Consider the following 22,936-nt stretch of genomic DNA (forward strand, 5'->3'; position numbering starts at 1 on the left):
TAACGCGGTGTTATAGATTGCATGCCGAACGGTAATCCACCCCCTGAGGACCACCGAGATGACGACGACGACCGACACCCCGGCCCGGACCCTGCGTCCGCCCCGCTCCGGACGGTCCAACGGCCAGTGGGCGGTCGACGGCACCGAACCGCTCAACGCGAACGAGGAGTGGAAGCAGGAGGAGGGCGGGCTCGCCGTCCGGCAGCGGATCGAGCAGGTCTACAGCAAGCAGGGCTTCGCCTCGATCCCCCCGCACGACCTCAGCGGCCGGTTCCGCTGGTGGGGGCTCTACACCCAGCGCCGGCCCGGCATCGACGGCGGCCGCACCGCCCAGCTCGACGACACCGAGCTCGCCGACGAGTTCTTCATGCTCCGGGTCCGCCTCGACGGCGGCGCGCTCACCCTGCATCAGCTGCGGGTCCTCGCCGACATCTCCCTCGAGTTCGCCCGTGGCACCGCCGACATCAGCGACCGGCAGAACATCCAGTACCACTGGATCCGGGTCGAGGACGTCCCCGAGATCTGGCGCCGGCTCGAGGACGCCGGGCTCCAGACCACCGAGGCGTGCGGCGACACCCCGCGGGTCGTGCTCGGCAGCCCGCTCGCAGGGATCGCCGCGGACGAGATCCTCGACCCGACGCCGGTGATCGACGAGATCGTGTCGCGCTTCGTCGGCGACCCCGAGCTCGCGAACCTCCCGCGCAAGTTCAAGTCCGCCGTCACCGGCCACCCCAGCCTCGACGTCGTCCACGAGGTCAACGACCTCTCCCTCGTCGGCGTCGTCCACCCCGAGCTCGGCCCCGGCTACGACCTGTGGGTCGGCGGGGGCCTCTCGACGGCCCCGCGGCTGGCCGAACGGCTCGGCACCTTCGTCAGCGAGGACCGCGCCGCCGACGTGTGGCACGGAGTGGTCCGGCTCTTCCGCGACTACGGGTACCGCCGGCTGCGGACCAAGGCGCGGCTGAAGTTCCTTCTCGCCGAATGGGGTCCGGTCGAGTTCCGCCGCGTCCTCGAGGAGGAGTACCTCGGCTACGCCCTGCCGGACGGCCCCGCTCCCGCCCCCGCCACCACCCCCGGCGACCACGTCGGCGTCCACGTGCAGAAGGACGGCTCCCACTACGTCGGGGCCGCCCCCGTCGTGGGACGGGTCAGCGGCGAGACGCTCGCCGGGCTCGCCGACCTCATGGCGGCCGCCGGGAGCGACCGGCTGCGGCTCACCCCGCACCAGAAGCTCGTCGTCCTCGACGTCGCCCCCGCCCGGCTCGCGGCCCTCGTCGCAGGTCTCGACGACCTCGGGCTCTCGGTGAACCCCAGCCCCTTCCGCCGCCACACGATGGCCTGCACGGGCATCGAGTACTGCAAGCTCGCCATCGTCGACACCAAGGTCACCGCCGCGACGGCCGTCGCCGAGCTCGAGCGCCGCCTCGCGGACGTCACCGGCGACCTCGACACCCCGATCAGCCTGCACCTCAACGGCTGCCCCAACTCGTGCGCGCGGATCCAGGTCGCGGACATCGGGCTCAAGGGTCAGCTCGTCACCGTCGACGGCGAGCAGCGGCCCGGCTTCCAGGTCCACCTCGGCGGCGGGCTCGCCTCGGCGGACCGCGACGAGGCCGGCCTCGGCCGCACGGTCCGTGGTCTCCGGGTGACCGCCGGTGACCTGCCCGACCTCGTCGAGCGGCTCGTCCGTCGCTTCCTGGCGCAGCGGAGCGCCGGCGAGACCTTCTCGTCCTGGGCCCACCGGGTCGACGAGGACGAGCTCCGATGACCGCCGTCGCCACCCGTACCCGCCGCTCGACGGCGCACCTGCGGGCCCTCGCGGAGGACGGCGCCCGCCTCGTCGGGGACGCGCCGGCCGACGAGGTCGTCGCCTGGGCCGCCCGGACCTTCCCCGGCACCCTCGCCGTCGCGAGCAGCATGGAGACCGGGGTCCTCCCCCACCTCGTCTCGCAGCACGCCCCGGGGGTCGACGTGCTCTTCCTCGACACCGGCTACCACTTCGCCGAGACGCTCGGAGCGCGGGACGAGGTCGACCTCACCCTCGACGTCACCGTCGTCGACGTGCGGCCCCGGCTCACGGTGCCCGAGCAGGACGCCGAGCACGGGCCGCGGCTCCACGACCGCGACCCGGCCGCCTGCTGCCGGATGCGCAAGGTCGAGCCGCTGCGCGCCGCGCTCACCGGGTACGAGTGCTGGATGTCCGGGGTGCGCCGGCAGGAGTCGGCCGCCCGCGCCGGTACGGCGGCGGTGACCTTCGACGAGACCAACGGCATCGTCAAGGTCAACCCGCTGGCCGCGTGGTCATCCGACGACATGCTGGGCTACGGCCTGCGCCACCGGGTCCCGGTCAACCTGCTGCTCTCCGACGAGTACCCCTCCATCGGGTGCGCGCCGTGCACCGCGCGGGTCGAGCCCGGCGCGGACCCCCGCTCGGGCCGCTGGTCCGGGCGGGACAAGACCGAGTGCGGGATCCACGGCTGACCCGGCCCGCGGGGGTCCTCAGCCGATGAGGATGCCCGCGATCGCGGCGCTCATGAGGTTCGCGAGGGTCGCCGCGGCGATGGCCCGGATGCCGAAGCGGGCGATCTCGGGGCGCCGCTCCGGGGCCAGGCCGCCGAGCCCGCCGAGGAGGATCGCGAGCGAGCCGAGGTTCGCGAAGCCGGTGAGGGCGAACGTCACGATCGCCCGCGTCTTGTCGCTGAAGTCCTCGGCGACCGGGCCGAACGCGCTGAAGGCGACGAACTCGTTGACGATGGTCTTCTGCCCGACGAAGCTGCCCGCGGCCACCGCCTCGCCCCACGGCACGCCGACGACGAACATGACGGGCGCGAAGACCCAGCCGAGGATCTTCTCGAAGGTGAGGTCCTCGGCGCCGAACCAGCCACCGGCCGTGCCGAGCAGCAGGTTGACGAGCGCGATGAGCGAGATGAACGCGAGGAGCATCGCGCCGATGTTGGCCGCCAGCTTCAGCCCCTGCGCGGCGCCGCCGGCGGCGGCGTCGATGACGTTGACGTGCTTCTCCTCGTCCGCGCTGCCCGCCTCCCCCGCCGATGCGGAATCGGTCCGGGTCTCGGTCTGCCCGTCCGACGAGGCGCCCCCTTCGGCCCCCTCCGTCCTGCGGTCGGCGACGGCACCGGCGGCGACCGGCACGCCGTCGGCGTCGACGTCCTCGGTCTCGGGGACGACGATCTTGGCCATGAGCAGGGCTCCCGGCGCCGCCATGAACGCCGCCGCGATCAGCTGGTCGAGCTCGGCCCCGAGCAGGGCGTACCCGACGAGCACCGAGCCGGCCACCGTTGCCAGGCCGCCGGTCATCACGGCGAACAGGCTGGAGGTGGACATCCGGGCGATGAACGGCTTGATGACCAGCGGCGACTCGGTCTGCCCGAGGAAGACGTTCGTCGCGGCGTTGACCGACTCGGCGCGGGAGGTCCCGAGGAGCACATGGAGCCCGGACCCGAGGACGTTGACGACGCGCTGCAGGACCCGCCAGTGGTACAGCACGGAGGTCAGTGCCGCGAAGAAGACGATGACCGGCAGGACCTGGAGGGCGAAGACGACGCCCTCCTCCGGCACCAGCGGCCCGAAGAGGAAGCCGATGCCGGCCTTGGACGAGTCGATGACCGCCTGCACGCCCTGGGTCGCGGCCGACAAGGCCGCCCGGCCCGGCGGGACGTAGAGGACGAGCACCCCGAACAGCACCTGGGCGGCCAGGGCCGCGAGGACGGTCCGCGGGCGGATCGCCCGCCGGTCGGTGCTGATGGCCGCCGCCACCGCGAGCAGGACGAGCATCCCGCCGACGCCCCAGAGCAGGTCGATCACGACGGCCCCTTACTGCCGTGCGCGGCTCCGGTGACGCCGCGCGGGACCGACACCGTACCCGTGGGCCGGCGGCCCCCGGAGACGGGGGCCGCCGGGGGGTCAGCGGACCAGCGAGCGCAGCACGTACTGGAGGATGCCGCCGTTGCGGTAGTAGTCGGCCTCACCGGGGGTGTCGATCCGCACGACGGCCTCGAAGGTGCGCTCCGCACCGTCCTCACCGGCCACGGTCACCGTGACGGTGTCGGGGACGTCGCCGTCGTTCATCGCCTCGACGCCGGAGATCGAGTACGTCTCGGTCCCGGTGAGCCCCAGCGACTCCGCCGACTCGCCCTCGGGGAACTGCAGGGGCAGCACGCCCATGCCGATGAGGTTGGAGCGGTGGATGCGCTCGTAGGACTGCGCGATGACCGCCCGGACGCCGAGCAGCGCGGTGCCCTTGGCGGCCCAGTCGCGCGAGGACCCGGAGCCGTACTCCTTGCCCGCGAGCACGACGAGCGGGATGCCCGCCTCCTGGTAGGCCGCCGACGCGTCGAAGATCGTCGTCTGCTCGCCGCCGTCGAGGAAGTTGCGGGTGAAGCCGCCCTCGACGCCGTCGAGGAGGAGGTTCTTCAGCCGGATGTTCGCGAACGTGCCGCGGATCATCACCTCGTGGTTGCCGCGCCGCGAGCCGTACGAGTTGAAGTCCTTGCGCTCGACGCCGTGCTCGGCGAGGTACGTCCCGGCGGGGCTGTCGGCCTTGATCGAGCCGGCCGGGCTGATGTGGTCGGTGGTCACCGAGTCACCGAGCAGGGCCAGCACCCGGGCGCCGGAGATGTCCGTGACCGGCTCCGGCTCGGGGCCCATGCCGTCGAAGTACGGGGGCTTGCGGACGTACGTGGAGTCGGCGTCCCAGTCGAAGGTGTCGCCCTCGGGGGTCGGCAGCGACTGCCAGCGCTCGTCCCCGGCGAAGACGTCGGAGTAGTCGTCGGTGAACATCTTGGTGCTGATGCTCTCGGTGATCGTCCGCTCGACGTCGGCGGGCGCCGGCCAGATGTCCTTGAGGAAGACGTCGTTGCCGGCCTCGTCCTGCCCGAGCGGCTCGGTCTCGAAGTCGAAGTCCATCGTCCCGGCGAGCGCGTAGGCGATGACGAGCGGCGGGGACGCGAGGTAGTTCATCTTCACGTCGGGGTTGATCCGGCCCTCGAAGTTGCGGTTGCCGGACAGCACCGAGACCACGGCGAGGTCGTTGTCGTTGACCGCCTGCGTGACCTCCTCGACGATCGGGCCCGAGTTGCCGATGCACGTCGTGCAGCCGTAGCCGACGAGGTGGAAGCCGAGCTTCTCGAGGTAGGGCCACATGCCGGCCTTCTCGTAGTAGCCGGTGACGACCTTGGAGCCCGGCGCCATCGAGGTCTTGACCCACGGCGGGACCGTGAGGCCCTTCTCGACGGCGTTCTTGGCGAGCATCGCGGCGGCCATCATCACCGAGGGGTTCGAGGTGTTGGTGCACGAGGTGATCGAGGCGATCGCGACGTGCCCGTGGTCGATGGTCACCTCCTGCCCGTCGATGGTCACCGTGGCGGGGTTGGTCGCCCGGTCGCCGTTGTCGCGGCGGGCCGAGTGGCTGGGCCGGCCCGCGCTCTCGGAGGTCTCGAGCGCGTCGTGGCTCGGGGAGTCGGAGGCCGGGAAGGTGTCGGCGAGCTCGCTGTCGACGCTGCTCTTCTCGATGCCCCCGCCGTCGACGACGTAGTTCTGGAGGTCGCCGCGGAACTGCCGCTTGGCGCCGGTCAGCTCGATCCGGTCCTGCGGGCGCTTCGGCCCGGCGATCGACGGGACGACGGTCGACAGGTCGAGCTCGAGGTACTCGCTGTACCGGGCCTCGGGCTGGTCCGGGCCGGCGGTGAGCCACATGCCCTGCTCCCTGGCGTACGCCTCGACGAGCGCGACCTGCTCGTCGGACCGCCCGGTGAGGCGCAGGTACTCGAGGGTGACCTCGTCGATCGGGAAGATCGCGCAGGTGGAGCCGAACTCGGGGCTCATGTTGCCGATGGTCGCCCGGTTGGCGAGCGGCACCGCGGAGACGCCCTCGCCGTAGAACTCGACGAACTTGCCGACCACGCCGTGCTCGCGGAGCATCTCGGTGATGGTGAGGACGACGTCGGTGGCCGTCGCCCCGTCGGGGATGGAGCCGGAGAGCTTGAAGCCGACGACGCGCGGGATGAGCATCGAGACGGGCTGGCCGAGCATCGCGGCCTCCGCCTCGATGCCGCCGACGCCCCAGCCGAGCACGCCGAGGCCGTTGACCATCGTCGTGTGGCTGTCGGTGCCGACGCAGGTGTCGGGGTAGGCGACGCCGTCGCGGACCATGACGGTGCGCGCGAGGTGCTCGATGTTGACCTGGTGGACGATGCCGGTGCCGGGCGGGACGACCTTGAAGTCGTCGAAGGCCGTCTGGCCCCAGCGGAGGAACTTGTAGCGCTCCTCGTTGCGCTCGTACTCGATGGCGACGTTGCGCTCGAAGGCGTCGGAGCGGCCGAAGACGTCGATGATCACCGAGTGGTCGATGACGAGCTCGGCGGGCGCGAGCGGGTTGATCTTCGTGGCGTCGCCGCCGAGGTCGGCGACCGCCTCGCGCATCGTCGCGAGGTCGACGACGCAGGGCACACCGGTGAAGTCCTGCATGATGACGCGCGCGGGCGTGAACTGGATCTCGGTGTCCGGCTGGGCGTTCTCGTCCCAGGCGCCGAGGGCGCGGATGTGGTCGGCGGTGATGTTGGCGCCGTCCTCGGTGCGCAGGAGGTTCTCGAGGAGGACCTTGAGGCTGTACGGGAGGGACTCGCTGCCCTCGACCGACGCGAGCCGGTAGATCTCGTAGGACTGCTCCCCCACCTCGAGCGTTCCGTGGGCGTCGAAGCTGTTCGTGCTGGCCACCGGGTCTCCTTTGTTCCTCGTGCGTCGTCGCGCGATGTCCCGTGATTTATCTTGACGTCAAGATATCTAACCACACCGGGTCTCCTGCGTCGAGCCTATGCCCGACCCGGCGCGCGGTGCGAGGGTGAGCCCGCACCCCTCCCACGGGTGAGCCACGGGTGGGCAGCGCCGGAGGCGGTGGTCAGGGCGCCGACGGCACGAAGTGGGCGACGCACTCCACGTGGTGGGTCATCGGGAAGGCGTCGAACGCCCGGAGGCTCTCGAGCCGGTACCCCGCGGCCACCAGCGCCGCGGTGTCGCGCGCCAGGGCCGCCGGGTCGCAGGCGACGTAGGCGATCGCCCGCGCGCCGAGCGCCGCGACCGCACGGACCACACCGGTGCCGGCACCGACCCGGGGCGGGTCGAGGACGACGACGTCGGCGGTCGCCGGCAGCAGCGGCGAACGGGTGGGTCGGCGAGGCCGGCCGGTGCGCCGCCGCGGGCCACCGCGGGTCGGCCGCGGGACCCCGAACGCGTCGTCGACCCGGGCCTGCACGGGCAGCACCCACGGGAGGTCGGCCAGCCCCGCGGTCGCCTGCGCCACGGCGGCGGCGTCGGCCTCGACGGCCACGACCTGGCCCCGCGGCCCGACGGACTCGCCGAGGGCCGCGGCGAACAGCCCCACCCCCGAGTACAGGTCCAGGGCCCGCTCCCCCGGGCGGACGTCGAGCCCGGCCATCGCGGCCGCAAGGAACGTCGCCGCGGCTCCGGGGTGCACCTGCCAGAAGCCCCGGGCCGACACCGTGAACTCGCGGTCGAAGGCGACCGTCGCGCCCGCGGCGGCCGACAGCCACGACGCCACGACCCGCTCGCGCACGTCGGGCACCGGGTCCGACGGCACCGGCACCACGACCGGCTCCCCTACCGACGGCGCGACGGCGTCGACCGCCTCGTGCCCCGGCCAGCCGCGGGCCGTGACCTCGCAGGCGGTGACCCCCGGCGCGGCGATCCGGCACCGGTCGACGGCGACGATCTCGTGCGACCGGTGCTTGCGCAGCCCCGCGACCCCGTCGTCCCGCACGGAGAACTCGACCCGGGTCCGCCAGCCGAGCCCGTCGTCCGCGCCCGGGACCGGCTCTACGCCGACGTCGACGGTGAGCCCCGCGAGCCGCTGCATCTGCTCGGCGACGACCTCGGCCTTGAGGGCACGCTGCCGAGGCAGCGCCACGTGCTGCAGGTCGCAGCCCCCGCACCGGTCCGGCCCGGCCCAGGGGCACGGCGGGGTGACCCGGTCCGGGGACGGCCCGAGCACCTCGACGGCGTCGGCCCGCACGAACCGGGACCCGGCGCCGATCTCGGTGACCCGGGCCCGCACCCGCTCCTCGGGCAGGGCGTGCCGGACGAAGAGCACCTGGCCCTCGTGCCGGGCCACGCAGTGACCGCCGTGGGCGACCCGCCCCACCTCGACCTCGACCTCGTCGCCGACCCCGAGGCCGGCGGCCTCGCCGGCGCCGCTCATCCGCGCCGGACGTCGCCGACGACCGGCCCGTCGAAGCGCTCCTCGGCGCCCTCGGACGAGGCGAGCCGCCAGGGCACGGACGCCACCATCACCCCGGGGGTGAAGAGCAGCCGGGTCCGCAGCCGCAGCGCGCTCTGGTTGTGCAGCAGCTGCTCCCACCAGTGCCCGACGACGTACTGCGGGACGTACACGACGACGATGTCGCGAGGGTTGTCGCTGCGCAGGGACCGGACGTAGTCCAGGACCGGTCGGGTGATCTCCCGGTACGGGCTGTCGAGGGCCTTGAGCGGCACCGGGATGTCGCGGCGGTCCCACTCGGCCTGCAGCGCGGCCGTCTCTTCCGGGTCCACCGCGACCGTCACGGCCTCCAGGACCGAGGGGCGGGTTGCCCGGGCGTACGCCAGGGCCCGCAGGGTCGGCTTGTGGACCTTCGCGACGAGGACCATCGCGTGGACCCGCGAGGGCAGCATCGAGGCGCGGGTGTCGGTCTCCTCGACGCTCAGCTCGTCGCGCACCTCGTCGTAGTGCTTGCGGATGCCGGTCATGAGGAAGAACAGGACGCCCATCGCCGCGACGGCGTAGCCGGCCCCGTGGACGAACTTCGTGGCGAGGACGACGACCAGGACCGTCCCCGACATCGCGGCACCGACCCCGTTGATGACCCGGCTGCGCAGCATCCGGGCCCGCGTCCGCGCGTCCTTCTCGACCCGCAGGTGCCGGTTCCAGTGCCGCACCATGCCGATCTGGGACAGCGTGAAGGAGACGAACACCCCGACGATGTACAGCTGGATGAGGCTCGTGACCTTCGCGTCGTAGATCAGGACGAGCGCGGCCGCCGCACCGGCGAGGATGAGGATGCCGTTGGAGAACGCGAGCCGGTCGCCGCGGGTGTGCAGCTGCCGCGGCAGGAACCCGTCTCGGGCGAGGATCGACCCGAGGACGGGGAAGCCGTTGAAGGCGGTGTTCGCGGCGAGCACGAGGATGAGCCCGGTGACGACCGAGACGAGGACGACGCCGGGGTGGAAGCCGTCGAAGACCGCCTTGGAGACCTGGCCCATGACGGTGTCCTGGACGTAGTCCTCGGGGACGAGTACCCCGTCCTTCGCGAGCTGCAGGTGCGGGTCCTCGGCGTACTTGACCCCGGTCCACTGGGCCAGCGCCACCATCGACATGAGCATCGTCACCGAGATGACCCCCATGAGCAGCAGGGTCGTCGCGGCGTTGCGGCCCTTCGGCTTGCGGAACGCCGGGACCCCGTTGCTGATCGCCTCCACCCCGGTGAGCGCCGCGCACCCGGAGGAGAACGCCCGCAGGATGAGGAAGGCCATCGCGAGCCCGCCGAGTGCCTCGTACCCCGGCTCCGGCCGCAGCTCCAGGGCCGCGCTCTCGGCCAGCGGCAGGGTGCCGGTGGCCTCCCGGACGAAGCCGATGACGGCCATCCCGATGACGGTGACCATGAACAGGTAGGTGGGGATGGCGAAGGCCGACCCCGACTCGCGCACCCCGCGCAGGTTCATCGCCGTGAGCGCGACGATGATCCCGACGGCCACGAGTGCCTCGTGACCCCGGACGAAGGAGAACGCCGCCGCGGCGTTCTGGACCCCCGCCGAGACCGACACCGCGACGGTGAGGACGTAGTCGACGAGGAGGGCACTGGCGACGCCGAGGCCCGCCTTCGGGCCGATGTTGACGCTCGCCACCTCGTAGTCACCCCCGCCGGAGGGGTAGGCGCGCACGTTCTGCCGGTAGCTCGCGATGACGACGGCCATGACGACGACGACGACGAGCGCGACCTTCCACGACTGGGTCAGCGCCAGGGTCCCGCCGGCGAGGCCGAGGGTCAGCAGGATCTCGTCCGGGGCGTACGCGACGGAGGAGAGCGCGTCGCTGGCGAAGACCGGCAGGGCGACCTTCTTCGGCAGGAGCGTCTCGCCGAGCCGGTCGCTGCGCATCGCACGACCGAGGAGAACGCGCTTGACGAGACGACCGGGCGTGGACACGGGGACAACTGTAAGCACGCGCGGCCCCGCGCGGGCACAGGTTCCGGACAGCGGTTCGGAGCCACCCCGGTCGTAGTAGCGTCGGCGCCGTGCACTTCGTCATCATGGGCTGCGGCCGCGTCGGCGCCTCGCTCGCCCGGGCCATCGAACGGGCCGGCCACGAGGTCGCCGTCATCGACCAGGACGAGGGCGCCTTCCGACGGCTCGGCACGGCCTTCGAGGGCCGCACCGTCACCGGGGTGGGCTTCGACCGGGACACGTTGCGGGCGGCCGGGATCGAGGGCGCGTACGCCTTCGCGGCCGTCTCCAGCGGCGACAACTCCAACATCCTCGCCGCGCGGGTCGCGCGCGAGAAGTACGGGGTGGAGCACGTCGTGGCGCGGATCTACGACCCCGGCCGCGCCGAGATCTACCAGCGCCTCGGCATCCCCACCGTCGCCACGGTGAAGTGGACGAGCGACCAGATGCTGCGGCGGCTGCTGCCCCAGGGCCACGTCCCCGAGTACACCGACCCCTCCGGGCAGGTGATCATCGCCGAGATGCCGGTGGCCCCCGCGTGGATCGGGCACCGGGTCAGCGACATCGAGCACGCCACCGGCGGCCGGATCGCCTACCTGACCCGGCTCGGCGAGGGCCTGCTCCCGGTGCGTGACACCGTGTACCAGGAGGGCGACCTGCTGCATCTCGCGCTCCGGCGCGACGACCTCGCGACCGCCGAGCGGGTGCTCGACACCGACCCGCCCTCTACCTCCTGACCTCGAAAGGCCACCGACCATGCGAGTCGTCATCGCCGGAGCCGGCAGCGTGGGGCGCTCGATCGCCCGCGAGCTGCTCCGCAACGGCCACCACGTGCTGCTCGTCGACCGCGAGGCCGACGGCGACCGGGTGACCAAGGTCCCCGACGCCAGCTGGCTCCAGGCCGACGCGTGCGAGATCGAGGCGCTGTCCGAGGCGGGCCTCGCCGACTGCGACGTCGTCGTGGCCGCGACCGGCGACGACAAGGTCAACCTCGTCCTGTCGTTGCTCGCCAAGACCGAGTTCGGCGTCCCGCGGACGGTGGCCCGGGTCAACAACCCGAAGAACGAGTGGATGTTCGACGAGGCCTGGGGGGTCGACGTCGCCGTGTCCACCCCGCGGCTCATGACCGCGCTCGTCGAGGAGGCGGTCAGCGTCGGCGACCTCGTGCGGATCTTCGAGTTCCAGCAGGGCCGGGCGATGATGGTCGAGATGACCCTGCCGGTCGGCAGCCCCTACGCGGGCTCACGGGTGGGCGACGTGCCGTTCCCCGCCGACACGGTGCTCACCGGCATCATCCGCGACGGCGCGCCGATCGCCCCGAGCCGGGACGACGCGCTCGAGCCGCTCGACGAGCTGCTCTTCGTCACGACCCCCGAGGCCGAGGCCGAGCTGGAGTCGCTGCTCAGCCCCGGCGAACGGCAGCGCCGCGAGGACACCGACGACGTCTGAGGCCGGCCCGTCAGCGCGACGGCGCGACGGGCGGGTCGTCCTCGTCGGCCCCGGGCCCGGCCCCGGGTTCGATGGGGGTGTGCCCGGCCACGAGCATCCAGCCCATGACCGCGATGCCCCCGACCCACAGCGGCCACCCGAGCACGACCTTCGCGACGCCGAGCAGGGCGACCTGGGCGCCGAGGTACAGGGGCACCATGACCGCGAGCCGGATGACGTACATGCCGACGAGGACCCAGGTGAGCCGCGCGCAGACCCGGACCATCCCGGCATCCCGGCGCCACGCGAACGGGTCCTCCTTGGCGCGGGGGTCCCCCGCGCCGACGAGGAACCCCACCGCAGGCCACCGGGTGACGATCGACAGGAGGGTCGCGACGAGGTAGGCGGCGCTCGTGAGGATGCCGGGCAGGAAGGCGTCCTCGGCACGGCCGGAGCGCAGGGCGAAGAAGGCGGCGATCGCGGTCGCGAACACCGCCCCGAGGACGTGCTGGAGCGAGGACCGCTGCACGATGCGCACGGCCGCCAGGGCGAGCGCCACCGCGATCGCGACGATGGCGGCGGTGCGCACGTCGTGGTCGTTGACCGACCACAGCACGACGAACACGACGGTCGGCAGGGCGGTCTCGACCGAACCGCGCCACCCGCCGAGGGCCGTCGAGAGGCGGTGTCGGATGAGCGCCTCGACCGTCTCGGCCACGGGGGCCTCGGTGGCCCTCTGGTCGGCGCTCACTGCTTGGGGATGATCTCGTAGGAGGGGTTGAAGATCGTGGGGATCCCCTTGACGGTCGCGACCCGGCCCCGGGCGCGCAGGAACGCGCCCGGCTCGATGCCGCCGATCGCGCGGCGCCCGACCCAGACCAGGTTCACCGCGCCCTTGCCGTCCCACACCTCGGCGACGAGCGCCGGGACGCTGCGGTGCGCCGGCAGGGTCACCGTCCGCACCGTGCCGCACACGCACGCCGGGTGGCGGGCGGCCAGGGCGGTGAGGTCGTCGCCGCCCTCGGTGTACGACTGCTCGCGCAGGTCGTCCGCCTCCTGCTCCATCGTGGTGCGGGCGAAGTCGCGCATGCGCTCACGCAGCCCCATCACCGCACCTCGGTGATCTCGGGGCCGCGCTCGAACGGGTCGAGGCCGCCGTCCTGGTCCTCGTCGTCGTCGCCGGTCCCGGCGTCGGCGTCGGTCTCGGGCCGGGCGTCCTGGGGCAGCTGCAGGGGCAGCATCTCGCGGGGGGCCATCGGCTCGACGCCGCGGACGACGACGACACCCCGGAGCGCCGCGAGCAGCGGCTGGGCGGCGGCCTCGTCGATGGCCGCTCGTCCGGACAGGACACCGCGCAGGAACCAGCGCGGGCCGTCGACGCCGATGAACGTCGCGGGGGCGAAGACCGTCCGGCCGTCCGGGCCGGCGGAGGGCATCCGGGTGCGCAGCTCGGTGCCGAGGGGGCCGTCGGCCTCCTCGACGGTGCCGCCCTGCTGTTCGACGGCCATCGCGATCTCACGCCGGATCTCGGTCCACAGCCCGCTCGACCGGGGGGCGGCGAACGCCTGCATCTGCAGGGCCGAGTCGCCGATGACGGCGGTGACCGCGTTGACCTGCTGGGTCTGCTGCTCGACCTCGAGGCGCAGCTCCATGCCGGGGGTGCCGGAGACCCACATCGCGCCGAGGTCGATCCGGCCGCCGCGGCCGTCGACCTCCTCGACGTCGAACGGCCCGTCGGTGCGCCCTGCAGCCTCGTCGCCGCGTGCCGCCTCGGCGTCGGCGCTGGTGTCGGTGCCGGCGTCCTCGACGTCGGCGGTGCTCGCGGCGTCGGTGGTGCCCACGGCGTCCTCGTCGCGGGCGGCGTCCTTGTTCCTGCGGAAGATGCTCACTGCGGTCTGGTCCTCGGGTCTCGGATGGTCGCGGGTGTCACGGGCTACGGTCGGCGCCGAATCCCCCGGTCGACCCGTGCCCAGTGTCCCCCCGGGTGCTGTCCGGAAGCGAATCCGCGTCCGAGAACTCCGCGTGGAGGTACTCCTGGACGACGAGCTGGGCGATCCGGTCCCCGACCCGGACGGTGAAGTCCTCGGTGGGGTCGAGGTTGACGAGGTTGACGAGGATCTCGCCCCGGTAGCCGGAGTCGACGGTGCCGGGGGCGTTGAGCACGGTCACGCCGTGCCGCGCCGCCAGCCCCGAGCGGGGGTGGACCAGGCCCACGGTGCCGGGGGGCAGGGCCACGGCGATGCCCGTGGGGACCAGGGCCCGCTCCCCCGGTCGCAGGGTGAGGTCGGCGACGCTCGTGAGGTCGGCACCGGCGTCACCGTCGGTGCTGTACCGCGGCGGCAGCGCGTCGGGGTGCAGCCGCCGCACGGGGACGGGGGTGGCCACGGCAGGTGCGGGCGCGCCGGTCAGGCCGCGCACTCCCGGCAGACGAGGACGCCGGACTTCTCGCTCGCGAGCTGGCTGCGGTGGTGCACGAGGAAGCACCGGGCGCACGTGAACTCGTCGGCCTGGCGCGGGAGCACCCGCACCGAGAGCTCCTCACCGGAGAGATCGGCACCCGGGAGCTCGAAGCCCTCGGCGTGCTCGGTCTCGTCGACGTCCACGCTCGAGGCGCGCGTGTCGACCCGCCGGGTCTTCAGCTCCTCGATGGAGTCCTCGGACAGCTCGTCGTCGGTCTTGCGTGGCGCGTCATAGTCGGTTGCCATCGTGGACATCCACCCTTCGTCGTGACAATCGGCCGAGACAACGCACGACGACCCGAGTTTGTGCCCGCGGACCACATCGTGCGCGGCGATTGTGCACCATTGCCGTTGCCGGCGCCACGTCGGGTCCGTCCGTGGACACTCGGGGGCTCAGCCGGCCCCGTCCGCGACGTGGGTCCGGGTGAGCGAGCGGACCCGCTCGGACAGCTCGCCGGCGATGCCCGGCGCGGCGGCCCAGAGCAGCGAGCTCGACGCCACCTCGTCGTCGAGCCCCCCGAGCACGGCGCCCGCCTCGGTGGCGACGAGCTCGCCGGCCGCCCGGTCCCACGCGTTGAGGCCCGTCTCGTAGTAGCCGTCGAGGCGGCCGCAGGCGACCGAGCACAGGTCGAGCGCGGCGCTCCCGTGCCGGCGGATGTCGCGGACCAGCGGGAGGAGGTCGACGAGCAGGCGGGCCTGACGCCGGCGACGGTCCGCGTCGTAGCCGAACCCCGTGCCGACGAGCGAGAGCGCGAGCTCGGTGGTGGCCGACGCCCGCAGCGCGCGGGTCCCAGACCCGGTCGTGAGGTGCGCGCCGCCCCCCACGTGCGCGTGGAACAGCTCGTCGTGGCTCGGGTTGAGGACCGCCCCCGCGACGGGCCGCCACGCGCCGGGCACCGCGGGGTCGCCGACGACGGCGGCCACGGACACCGAGAACTGCGGGATGCCGTACAGGTAGTTGGTCGTGCCGTCGATGGGGTCCAGGACCCAGGTGACGCCCGAGGTGCCGGTGCGGGCGCCCTCCTCCTCGCCCATCGCCGCGTCGTGCGGACGCAGCGCGGCGAGGCGGCCGAGGATGAGCTCCTGGCTGCGCTGGTCCATCTCGGTGACCACGTCGGTGCGGGTCGACTTCGCGCTCTGGGCGAGGTCGGCAGGGCGGTGGTCGACGACGAGACGCCCGGCGTCCCGGGCGACCTCGCACGCCACCCGCTCGAGCTCGGCCGGGTCGACGCCGCCGGGCACCTGCAGTGCCGCAGGAACGGCCATCAGTCGCTCCCGCAGAGCGCCGGCTTGGCCGTGCGCAGGTTGGGGCAGCAGCCGGGGGCGCACACCGAGGGGCGGACGTCGCCGCTGAGCCAGGTGTCGGGCACGACGACCTCGCCGCGCGCCTCCGCGGCCCGCTCGAGGAGCAGGTCGACGAGGCCCTCGACGAACACCTCGCTGTCGTGCGGGGTCGGCACCCGGACGAACGGCACCCCGACCCGGGCGGCGGTCTCGGCCGCCTCGGTGTCGAGGTCGTGGACGACCTCCATGTGGTCGGACACGAAGCCGATGGGCGCGAGGACGACCGGCCCGGCGGACTCGGCCGCCAGCTGCTCGATGCGGTCGTTGACGTCGGGCTCCAGCCACGGCTGGGTCGGCGGGCCGGAGCGCGAGCAGAACACGAGCTCGCCCTCGATGGCCGTCCCGAGGGTCGCGTTGACCTCGCCGGTGAGCCGCTGGGCGAGCCGCAGGTGCTGGTCGCTGTAGAGGTTGCCCTCGCCGTCGCCGGGGCCGGAGGTGTCGTCCATCGCGTCCGGGATGGAGTGCGTGACGAAGAGCAGCCGGGCGGCTCCGGGGTCGGGCAGACCGCGCAGCGCCGCGAGCAGGTTGTCGGTCCAGGCCCGGCCGAGCGCCGGGTGGTGGACGTACTGGCGCACCTTGTCGACGACGAGCCCGTCGGCTGCGGGGCCGACGGCCTCGACGGCGGCGGCGAGGTCCTCGCGGTACTGGCGGCACGAGGAGTAGCACGAGTAGGCGCTGGTGAACAGGGCGACGACCCGGGTCGCCCCGACGTCGAGCGCCTCGTGGACGGCGTCGGCGAAGAACGGCTCCGAGTTGCGGTTGCCCCAGACCACCGGGACCGTCAGGCCCCGGCGCTCCATCGCCGCCCGCAGCCGGGCGAGGAGGTCGCGGTTGAGGTCGTTGATGGGGCTGCGCCCGCCGCGGGCGTAGTAGTGCTCACCGACCGCGGCGAGCCGCTCGTCGGGGATGTTGCGCCCCGCCGTCACCCGCCGCAGGAAGGGCATCACCTCGTCCGCCGACTCGGGTCCCCCGAAGGACCCCAGGAGGACGACGTCGTAGGGGGAGAGGTCGGAGGTTCCTGCCATGCGCCCACGGTATCCGGGCAATCCGGCGCGCCCCGGCGTGGGCTACCAGGGTTGGACGCCCGGAGGTGGCATCGTCGTCGTCGACGACCAGTAACCGGGAGCCCGACATGCGAGACCTTCGCCTCATCGGCGTCCACGAGGACGGGGACCACCTCTTGCTCGCGGACGCGGACGGCGGGCGTTTCCGGCTCCCCCTCGACGAGGCGCTGCGCGCCGCGGCGCGGCGCGACCGCCCCCGGCTGGGCCAGCTGCAGATCGAGATCGAGGGCGGCATGCGCCCCCGCGAGGTCCAGGCGCTCATCCGCCGGGGCCTGTCCGCCGAGGAGGTCTCCGACCGCGCCGGCTGGACGCTCGAGAAGGTGCGCCGCTTCGAGGGCCCGATCCTCGCCGAGCGCGAGCACGTCGCCCGCAAGGCGCGGGAGTGCGCCGTCGGCACCCGGGGGCCGGGTCCGGTCACCCTCGAGGAGCGGGTCTCCGAGCGGCTCCGTGACCGCGGCGTCGACCGCGACGACATCGAGTGGGACTCCGCCCGCGACGCCGAGGGTGTCTGGCAGCTGACGATGACGTTCGCCGCCGGTGGCCGGCAGCGCACCGCGGCCTGGCACTACGAGCCGCTCGGCGGCTCGGTCGCCCCGACCAACGACGAGGCGCGCTGGCTCAGCGAGGAGTCGACGTCCGGGCTCATCCCCACCCCGCACCGGGCCCCGACGCCGGGTGACCTCGACGTGTACGACGTCGACGCCGACGGCGGCCTCGAGCCGGCCGCGCCGCGCCGCCGCGAGCCGCACGAGCCGATCGACCTCATGGCCGCGATGCGCGAGCACAGCGCCCGCGGCCGCCGGCACCGCCGCCGCTCCTCCCCCGCGCACACCCCCGGCGACGACGGGCCCCGCGAGGACGCCCTGCCCATCGAGCAGCTGGCCGGCGACCTCGCCGACGCACCACCGCCCCCGGCCACCCGGGAGCGCAAGCGGGTCGGCGACCACGTCGAGGGGGGCACCAGGTCGACGGCGTTCATCGGCGGCTGGCCCGAGGACGACGAGCCGGCCGCTCCCCGGCCCACCGCAGAGCGGTCCGCCGACGACGACGAGACCACCACCGCCAAGGACGACGCCGCGGCATCTTCCGGCTCCCGCTCCGGCGGCGGCCGTCGTGGCCGGCCGAGCGTCCCGGCCTGGGACGACATCGTGTTCGGCACCAAGGGCTCCGGCCCCGCCTGACCCGCTCGCCGCGGTGCCTGCGGCCGGTCCCGGCGTCAGGCGCGGGGCGGCACCGGGCAGGCGTCGAGGTCGAACGGCAGGGTGTCGGGCGTCGGCGACGCCGCCCGGGCGGCGTGGCTGTTCATCCGGCGCATGTGGTGCCGCCGGCACAGCACCTCGTACTCGACGATCCCCGTCGACGCCGCGGTCGTGTCACCGACGACCACCTGCTCCCCCTCGACGACCATGACGCCGTCGACGATGCGGGCGTTGTGCGTGGCCCGCCGGCCGCACCAGCACAGGGCCTCCACCTGGAGCACCTCCACGCGGTCGGCGAGCTCGACGAGGCGGCGGGACCCGGGGAACAGCTCGGTGCGGAAGTCGGCGGTGATGCCGAACGCCGTCACGTCGATGCCCAGCTCGTCGACGAGCCGGGCCAGCTGCTCGACCTGGACCGGGGTGTAGAACTGCGCCTCGTCGCAGATGACGTAGTCGACCCGCGCCCCGGCCGTGAGGCACTCGACGACGACGTCCCAGAAGTCGAGGTCGTCCCCCACCTCGACCGCCCGGGTCTCCAGCCCGAGGCGGGAGGACAGCACCGACTCGCCGGCCCGGTCGAGCTTGGTGAAGATCAGGCCCGACCGGTCGCGGGCCCGCTGGTTGTGGTCGATCTGGAGCGCAAGGGTCGACTTGCCGCAGTCCATCGTTCCCGAGAAGAAGACCAGCGCAGCCACGAGCGTCAACCCTAGGCGACGCGGGCTGGCAGGTGGACCACCGGCACGTCGAGCTCCTCGCCGCTCAGCGCCCCGTGCATCCCGCGGAGGGCGAGCAGCTGCGGGCGCATCCGCGCGGAGTCGACGATCGTGAAGTCGCCGTCCGCGACGACGACGAGGTCGCCGATCCGGGCGAGGTGGGCCGGGTCGACCGGCCCGAAGAGCCCGGCCGCGACCGCCTGGTCGCGGGTGCGCACCCAGGCCCGGTCGCCGAGCAGCGACGACCAGGCGGCCGCGACGTCGGCGCTCGCCCCGGGCTCGCAGTACACGTGGGTGGCCCGCGGCTCGCCGCCGAGGTGGCGCACCCCGGCCCGCAGCGCCGGCTCGTCGGCCACGTCGACCCGGGTCTCGTGCGGGCACGCGAGCATGCCGTGGTCGGCGGTCACCGTGAGGGAGGCGTCGTCGGGCAGGCCGGCGGCGAGCCGGGCGAGCTCGCGGTCGACGGACTCCAGCTCCTCGGTCCACTCGAAGGACTCCGGGCCGTGGACGTGGCCGAGCTTGTCGACCTCACCCCAGTACAGGTAGACGAGGCTGCGCGGCGTCGCCCGCACCGCCGCGAGCGCGGCGTCGACCCGGGCCGCGAGCGACTCGGCCGCCCGGAACCGCCCGCCCCGCAGGGCCGCCTGGGTCAGCCCCGACCCGTCGAAGAAGCCCGGCCCGATCCGGACCACGTCGAGCCCCGCGGCCGCCGCGCGCTCGAACCACGTGGGATGCGGCTGCCACCGCTCGGGCAGCGGGCCGTCCTCCCACGACAGCTCGTTGAACACCCGGTCCTCGTCGGGGACGAGCACCTCGTACCCGAGCATCCCGTGGGCTCCCGGTGGCGTGCCGGTGCCGAAGGTCCCCATCGAGGTCGCGGTCGTCGACGGGAACCCGGCGGTCACGGTACGGCCGAGGTCGACGTGCGCCCGGAACCACGGGGCGTGGCCGAGACGCCGCGACAGCTGGCGCGCGCCGAGACCGTCGACGAGGACGACGACCCCGCGCCGGGCCTGCGGGAAGCCGAACGCCGGGGGCCGGCCGCGGTCGCCGGACGCTGCCGGGACCCCCAGGCTCGCGGCGAGGCTCGGCAGGACGTCGGCGAGGCTCCCGGTGGCGTACGGCGGCGCGACGGGCCCCGGCACCGGGTCAGCCCTGGCCGATGGCGGCCGACAGGTCCCGCGCGAACGACAGGGCGCCGGCGAGCTTGTCGTCGCCGTCGGCGGCGGCCGAGATGCGCAGCGCGATGTCGTCGCCGGTGATCGTCCCCTCGTAGCCGTGGTCGGCGTCGCAGTCGGGGTCGGTGCACGACGCCGGGACGAGGTCGACCCGCGCGACGGTGCCCCAGCCGAGGGTCAAGGTGATCTCGCGGCCGAGGCTCCCCGGGACGTACTCCCCCGGGCTCGCGACGACGTGCGTGAGCATGACGCCCTTGACGGTGGTGAGCGGGATGGCCTCGGTCGTGGCGGTGGCGACCTCCTGCGGCGCCGGCGGCTCGTCGGCGTGGTCGTCGGCGTGGGCGATGAGCAGCCGGGTCGGGGTGAGGACGAGCACGGTGATGTGGCGGCGCACGACGTCGCGGTCGAACGTCGTCTCGAGGTGCACGAGGTGGTTGTCGACGCGCTCGTCCCCGAGAGCCGCCGCGACGACGTCCGCGACGAGGGCCGGGTAGTAGCCCGCCCGCTCGATGGACGCGGTGAGGGCCGCAGGCAGGACGGGAGCGTGGTGGGCGCGGGTCATGGGGCCATTGTGCCGCCCCGGGGGCCGGCGCCGGGTCACGTCAGGGACCGGCGGCCCGGGTCGATCCGTCGCGGCGCCGGGGCGAGGACGATCTCGGCCCCGAGCACCTCGACCCCGCCCGGGTGGGCGTTGACCGGGTTGAGCACGAGCGAGGCGACCTCGGGCATGTCGTCGGCCAGCACAGACACCCGCCCGATGAGGTCGGCGAGCGCCGCCCGGTGGACGGGGGTCCGCCCGCGGTAGCCGTGGAGCACGGGGGCCGCCTTGACCGACGAGATGAGCTCGGAGACGGTGACGTCGGTGAGCGGCGGGATGCGGTGGGCGACGTCGTCGAGGAGCTCGGTGGGCAGCCCGGCGACCGAGAACCCGATGACCGGCCCGAACAGCGGGTCCTCCTCGGAGGTGATGACGCACGGCACCCCCTGGGACGCCATCCTCTGGACGACGAACGAGTCGGCCCGCAGCGGTGCGAGGTACTCGGTGAGCGACGCCCATGCCGTGCGCAGCGCGTGCTCGTCGTCGAGGTCGACCCGCACCCCGCCGCTGCTGCCCTCGTGGCGCACCATCGGCGCGACCGACTTCAGGACCACCGGCCAGCCGAGCCGCTCCGCGGCCGCGACGGCGTCGTCGACGGTCTCGACGTCGTGCTGGCCCCAGACCTCGATGCCGTACGCCGAGAGCAGCGCCGCCGCCTCGTCGTGGGTGAGCCGTCGGCCCTGCGGGGTCACCGAGAGCACCGTGCCGACGACGTCCTCGGCGATCCGCCGGTTGATGCCCACCGGGGCCACCGGCGTGCCGTGGTCGCGGGCCCGCCACTGGCCGTAGCGGGTCGCGGCCACGAGGGCGCGCACGGCGTCCTCGGGCATCGCGTACACCGGGACCGCCCCGCGCGCCCCACCGGTGCCCTTGACCGAGGAGTGGCCGTCGTCGACGCCCCGGAGCCCGAGGAACGTCGCGGCGCACGGCTTGTCGGCCCCTAAGGCGGCGTCCCGTACCGCGGCGGCCACGTCGGCGTCGCCGGTGGCCAGCGGCGGGATGAAGCCCGCGAGCACGGAGTCGACGTCGTCGTCGGCGAACGCGTCGTCGAGGGCGCTGCGGAAGTCCTCGGCGGTCGCCTCGCTGCGCAGCGTGACGGGGCCGCGGGTGACGGTGAGCCCCCAGCTGGTGCACGCGTCTGCGGTGAGCGCGCCGAGGGCGTCGGAGTTGACGACGATGCCCACCCGCGGCCCGCGCGGCAGCGGCTGGTGCACGACGAGCTGCGCCACGTCGAAGAGCTGGTGGACGTTCTCGACCCGGATGACCCCGGCCTGCCTGAGCATCGCGGAGAACACCTCGGGCCGGGCCTTGGTCTCGCGCACCGTGTGCCCCGGGGGCACCCCGAACCGCGACAGCCCCGACTTCACGACGATGACCGGCTTGATGAGGGCCAGCTTGCGGGCGATCCGTGAGAACTTGCGGGGGTTGCCCATCGACTCCAGGTAGAGCCCCACGGCCTCGGTGGAGTCGTCGTCGATCCAGTACTGCATGAAGTCGTTGCCCGACACGTCGGCGCGGTTGCCGGCCGAGCCGAAGGTCGAGATGCCGAGGTTGCGCCGGGCCGCCGACGCCAGCACCGCGATGCCGAGCGCCCCCGACTGCGAGAAGAGCCCCAGGTGGCCCGACGGTGGCAGCGTCGGCGCGACGGAGGCGTTGAGCCGGACCGCGGGGTCGTTGTTGATGATGCCGAAGGAGTTCGGGCCGATGACCCGCATCCCGGCCCCCCGGGCCCGGCGGACGAGCTCGACCTGCCTGGCCGCGCCCTCGGGGCCGGCCTCGGCGAAGCCCGAAGAGACGACGAGCAGCGCCTTGACCCCCGCCTCCGCGCACTCGTCGACGACGTCGAGCACCGCCGGGGCCGCCACGGCGATGATCGCGAGGTCGACCTGCCCGGGGACGGCGAGGATTGAGGGGTACGCCGTGAGCCGCCGCAGCCGCTTGACCTTGGGGTTGACGGGCACGACCCGGCCCGTGAACCCCGACTCGAGGAGCCGGTCGAGCAGCTGGCCGCCGAAGGTGTCGCGGCTGCGGCTGGCCCCGACGACCGCGATCGTCGCCGGGTTGAGCAGCCGCCGCAGGCTCTGGGCCTCGGCGCGGTGCTCCCGGCTCATCTCGACGGCCCGCGAGCGGTCGGTGGGCTCGATGTCGAAGCCGACCTCGACGACACCGTCCTCGACCCGGCGGGCCACCTCGTAACCGGCGTCGGAGAACACGTCGAGCATCCGGCGGTTCTGCGGGAGCACCTCGGCGGTGAAGCGGGCGATGCCGAGGTCGCGGGCGATCGCCGCGAGGTGCTCGAGCAGGACCGAGCCGATGCCCTTGCCCTGGTAGTGGTCGCTGATGTTGAAGGCGACCTCGGCGGTCCCGGCGTCGATGCGGTCGAACCGGCCGATCCCGATGATCTCCTCGCGCATCGTGACGACGAGCGCGACCCGGTCGACGTAGTCGACGTGGGTGAACCGGTGGACGTCGGCATCCGAGAGCCGGCGCAGCGGGGCGAAGAAGCGCAGGTAGATCGACTCGTCGGACTGCGCCGCGTGGAAGCGGTGGATGCCGTCGACGTCGTCGGGGCGGATCGGGCGCAGGCCCGCGACGGTCCCGTCGCGCAGGACGACGTCCGCCTCCCACTCGACCGGGTACCCCGGGGGGAGCGTCCCGTCCTCCATGGCGCCATCCTGCCACCCCCACATGTCGGGGACGTGACG

At 73.6% G+C, this 22,936-nt stretch carries 20 protein-coding genes; 5 read left to right on the forward strand and 15 right to left on the reverse strand.

Translation table 11 applies throughout. The features are described from left to right. The first annotated feature begins 58 nt into the window (after positions 1-58). Together Q0963_RS09375 and Q0963_RS09380 are read left to right on the forward strand one after the other, a co-directional pair. Positions 59-1,768, forward strand: a complete 1,710-nt coding sequence (locus tag Q0963_RS09375; RefSeq protein ID WP_299445156.1) for a nitrite/sulfite reductase — start codon at positions 59-61, stop codon at positions 1,766-1,768. Next, positions 1,765-2,481 (forward strand): phosphoadenylyl-sulfate reductase, encoded by a 717-nt coding sequence (locus Q0963_RS09380; RefSeq protein WP_299445157.1) that lies wholly within the window; start codon positions 1,765-1,767, stop codon positions 2,479-2,481. Before Q0963_RS09375 ends, Q0963_RS09380 begins: the two co-directional genes overlap by 4 nt. Before the next feature lie 18 nt (positions 2,482-2,499). Here Q0963_RS09380 and Q0963_RS09385 read toward each other — a convergent pair whose 3' ends face one another. The 4 genes from Q0963_RS09385 to Q0963_RS09400 form a co-directional block, all read right to left on the reverse strand. Further along, a complete protein-coding gene (locus tag Q0963_RS09385) occupies positions 2,500-3,822 on the reverse strand; it encodes a NupC/NupG family nucleoside CNT transporter (RefSeq protein WP_299445158.1) in 1,323 nt (440 codons plus the stop codon). A 99-nt stretch (positions 3,823-3,921) separates the two neighbouring features. Beyond that, positions 3,922-6,732: an aconitate hydratase gene (locus Q0963_RS09390; RefSeq protein WP_299445159.1), complete on the reverse strand. Its 2,811-nt coding sequence runs from the start codon at positions 6,730-6,732 to the stop codon at positions 3,922-3,924. 181 nt (positions 6,733-6,913) lie between these two features. After that, positions 6,914-8,230 (reverse strand): class I SAM-dependent RNA methyltransferase, encoded by a 1,317-nt coding sequence (locus Q0963_RS09395; RefSeq protein ID WP_299445160.1) that lies wholly within the window; start codon positions 8,228-8,230, stop codon positions 6,914-6,916. Further along, positions 8,227-10,182: an APC family permease gene (locus Q0963_RS09400; protein ID WP_299445268.1), complete on the reverse strand. Its 1,956-nt coding sequence runs from the start codon at positions 10,180-10,182 to the stop codon at positions 8,227-8,229. Before Q0963_RS09400 ends, Q0963_RS09395 begins: the two co-directional genes overlap by 4 nt. Before the next feature lie 137 nt (positions 10,183-10,319). On the opposite strand from Q0963_RS09400, the gene Q0963_RS09405 reads away from it, so the two are divergent. Both Q0963_RS09405 and Q0963_RS09410 read left to right on the forward strand, forming a co-directional pair. Next, positions 10,320-10,985 carry a TrkA family potassium uptake protein gene (locus tag Q0963_RS09405; protein ID WP_299445161.1) on the forward strand — a complete coding sequence of 222 codons (666 nt, stop codon included), beginning with the start codon at positions 10,320-10,322 and terminating at the stop codon, positions 10,983-10,985. A gap of 19 nt (positions 10,986-11,004) precedes the next feature. Further along, positions 11,005-11,697, forward strand: coding sequence for a TrkA family potassium uptake protein (locus Q0963_RS09410; RefSeq protein ID WP_299445162.1), 693 nt, complete (start codon positions 11,005-11,007; stop codon positions 11,695-11,697). Positions 11,698-11,707: 10 nt separating this feature from the next. Here Q0963_RS09410 and Q0963_RS09415 read toward each other — a convergent pair whose 3' ends face one another. The 7 genes from Q0963_RS09415 to Q0963_RS09445 all read right to left on the reverse strand — a co-directional run bounded on the left by Q0963_RS09415 (position 11,708) and on the right by Q0963_RS09445 (position 16,504). Further along, a complete protein-coding gene (locus Q0963_RS09415; RefSeq protein ID WP_299445163.1) occupies positions 11,708-12,427 on the reverse strand; it encodes a DUF3159 domain-containing protein in 720 nt (239 codons plus the stop codon). Beyond that, positions 12,424-12,783: an OB-fold nucleic acid binding domain-containing protein gene (locus Q0963_RS09420; protein ID WP_299445164.1), complete on the reverse strand. Its 360-nt coding sequence runs from the start codon at positions 12,781-12,783 to the stop codon at positions 12,424-12,426. Before Q0963_RS09420 ends, Q0963_RS09415 begins: the two co-directional genes overlap by 4 nt. Then, on the reverse strand, positions 12,783-13,565 hold the full coding sequence (locus Q0963_RS09425) for a DUF3710 domain-containing protein (RefSeq protein ID WP_299445165.1): 783 nt from the start codon (positions 13,563-13,565) through the stop codon (positions 12,783-12,785). The genes Q0963_RS09420 and Q0963_RS09425 overlap by 1 nt, the downstream gene beginning before the upstream one ends. A 37-nt stretch (positions 13,566-13,602) precedes the next feature. After that, positions 13,603-14,061 carry a dUTP diphosphatase gene (gene dut, locus Q0963_RS09430; RefSeq protein WP_299445166.1) on the reverse strand — a complete coding sequence of 153 codons (459 nt, stop codon included), beginning with the start codon at positions 14,059-14,061 and terminating at the stop codon, positions 13,603-13,605. Positions 14,062-14,081: 20 nt separating this feature from the next. Then, on the reverse strand, positions 14,082-14,381 hold the full coding sequence (locus Q0963_RS09435; protein WP_299445167.1) for a DUF4193 domain-containing protein: 300 nt from the start codon (positions 14,379-14,381) through the stop codon (positions 14,082-14,084). Positions 14,382-14,528: 147 nt separating this feature from the next. Beyond that, positions 14,529-15,401 (reverse strand): inositol monophosphatase family protein, encoded by an 873-nt coding sequence (locus Q0963_RS09440; protein WP_299445168.1) that lies wholly within the window; start codon positions 15,399-15,401, stop codon positions 14,529-14,531. Further along, entirely contained in the window at positions 15,401-16,504 is a 1,104-nt protein-coding gene (locus Q0963_RS09445) for a ferrochelatase (protein WP_299445169.1), read from the reverse strand. Before Q0963_RS09445 ends, Q0963_RS09440 begins: the two co-directional genes overlap by 1 nt. A 107-nt stretch (positions 16,505-16,611) precedes the next feature. Between Q0963_RS09445 and sepH the strand changes: the two genes are divergently transcribed. Then, positions 16,612-17,724, forward strand: a complete 1,113-nt coding sequence (gene sepH / locus Q0963_RS09450; protein ID WP_299445170.1) for a septation protein SepH — start codon at positions 16,612-16,614, stop codon at positions 17,722-17,724. Positions 17,725-17,759: 35 nt separating this feature from the next. Here the strand turns inward: sepH and Q0963_RS09455 are convergent, their stop codons facing one another. The 4 genes from Q0963_RS09455 to Q0963_RS09470 are packed head-to-tail and all read right to left on the reverse strand — an operon-like array spanning position 17,760 to position 22,897. Beyond that, the gene (locus Q0963_RS09455) at positions 17,760-18,437 is read right to left on the reverse strand and encodes a thymidine kinase (RefSeq protein ID WP_299445171.1); all 678 of its coding nucleotides are present in this window, start codon (positions 18,435-18,437) and stop codon (positions 17,760-17,762) included. Between the two features lie 11 nt (positions 18,438-18,448). Continuing rightward, positions 18,449-19,600, reverse strand: a complete 1,152-nt coding sequence (locus Q0963_RS09460) for an alkaline phosphatase family protein (protein ID WP_299445172.1) — start codon at positions 19,598-19,600, stop codon at positions 18,449-18,451. Positions 19,601-19,604: 4 nt separating this feature from the next. Beyond that, a complete protein-coding gene (locus Q0963_RS09465) occupies positions 19,605-20,195 on the reverse strand; it encodes a DUF5998 family protein (RefSeq protein ID WP_299445173.1) in 591 nt (196 codons plus the stop codon). Positions 20,196-20,230: 35 nt separating this feature from the next. Continuing rightward, positions 20,231-22,897, reverse strand: a complete 2,667-nt coding sequence (locus Q0963_RS09470; RefSeq protein WP_299445174.1) for a GNAT family N-acetyltransferase — start codon at positions 22,895-22,897, stop codon at positions 20,231-20,233. Positions 22,898-22,936: the final 39 nt, after the last annotated feature.

This window comes from uncultured Phycicoccus sp., assembly GCF_947495705.1.
Taxonomy (GTDB): domain Bacteria; phylum Actinomycetota; class Actinomycetes; order Actinomycetales; family Dermatophilaceae; genus Phycicoccus.

Excerpts from the sequence above, each read along its gene's own strand:
- Q0963_RS09435 (WP_299445167.1), bottom strand. The coding sequence starts at position 14,381 with ATGGCAACCGACTATGACGCGCCACGCAAGACCGACGACGAGCTGTCC.
- Q0963_RS09465 (WP_299445173.1), bottom strand. The coding sequence starts at position 20,195 with ATGACCCGCGCCCACCACGCTCCCGTCCTGCCTGCGGCCCTCACCGCG.
- Q0963_RS09470 (WP_299445174.1), bottom strand. The coding sequence starts at position 22,897 with ATGGAGGACGGGACGCTCCCCCCGGGGTACCCGGTCGAGTGGGAGGCG.
- Q0963_RS09410 (WP_299445162.1), top strand. The coding sequence starts at position 11,005 with ATGCGAGTCGTCATCGCCGGAGCCGGCAGCGTGGGGCGCTCGATCGCC.
- Q0963_RS09395 (WP_299445160.1), bottom strand. The coding sequence starts at position 8,230 with ATGAGCGGCGCCGGCGAGGCCGCCGGCCTCGGGGTCGGCGACGAGGTC.
- Q0963_RS09380 (WP_299445157.1), top strand. The coding sequence starts at position 1,765 with ATGACCGCCGTCGCCACCCGTACCCGCCGCTCGACGGCGCACCTGCGG.
- Q0963_RS09400 (WP_299445268.1), bottom strand. The coding sequence starts at position 10,182 with ATGCGCAGCGACCGGCTCGGCGAGACGCTCCTGCCGAAGAAGGTCGCC.
- Q0963_RS09420 (WP_299445164.1), bottom strand. The coding sequence starts at position 12,783 with ATGGGGCTGCGTGAGCGCATGCGCGACTTCGCCCGCACCACGATGGAG.
- Q0963_RS09440 (WP_299445168.1), bottom strand. The coding sequence starts at position 15,401 with ATGGCCGTTCCTGCGGCACTGCAGGTGCCCGGCGGCGTCGACCCGGCC.
- Q0963_RS09445 (WP_299445169.1), bottom strand. The coding sequence starts at position 16,504 with ATGGCAGGAACCTCCGACCTCTCCCCCTACGACGTCGTCCTCCTGGGG.
- Q0963_RS09375 (WP_299445156.1), top strand. The coding sequence starts at position 59 with ATGACGACGACGACCGACACCCCGGCCCGGACCCTGCGTCCGCCCCGC.
- sepH (WP_299445170.1), top strand. The coding sequence starts at position 16,612 with ATGCGAGACCTTCGCCTCATCGGCGTCCACGAGGACGGGGACCACCTC.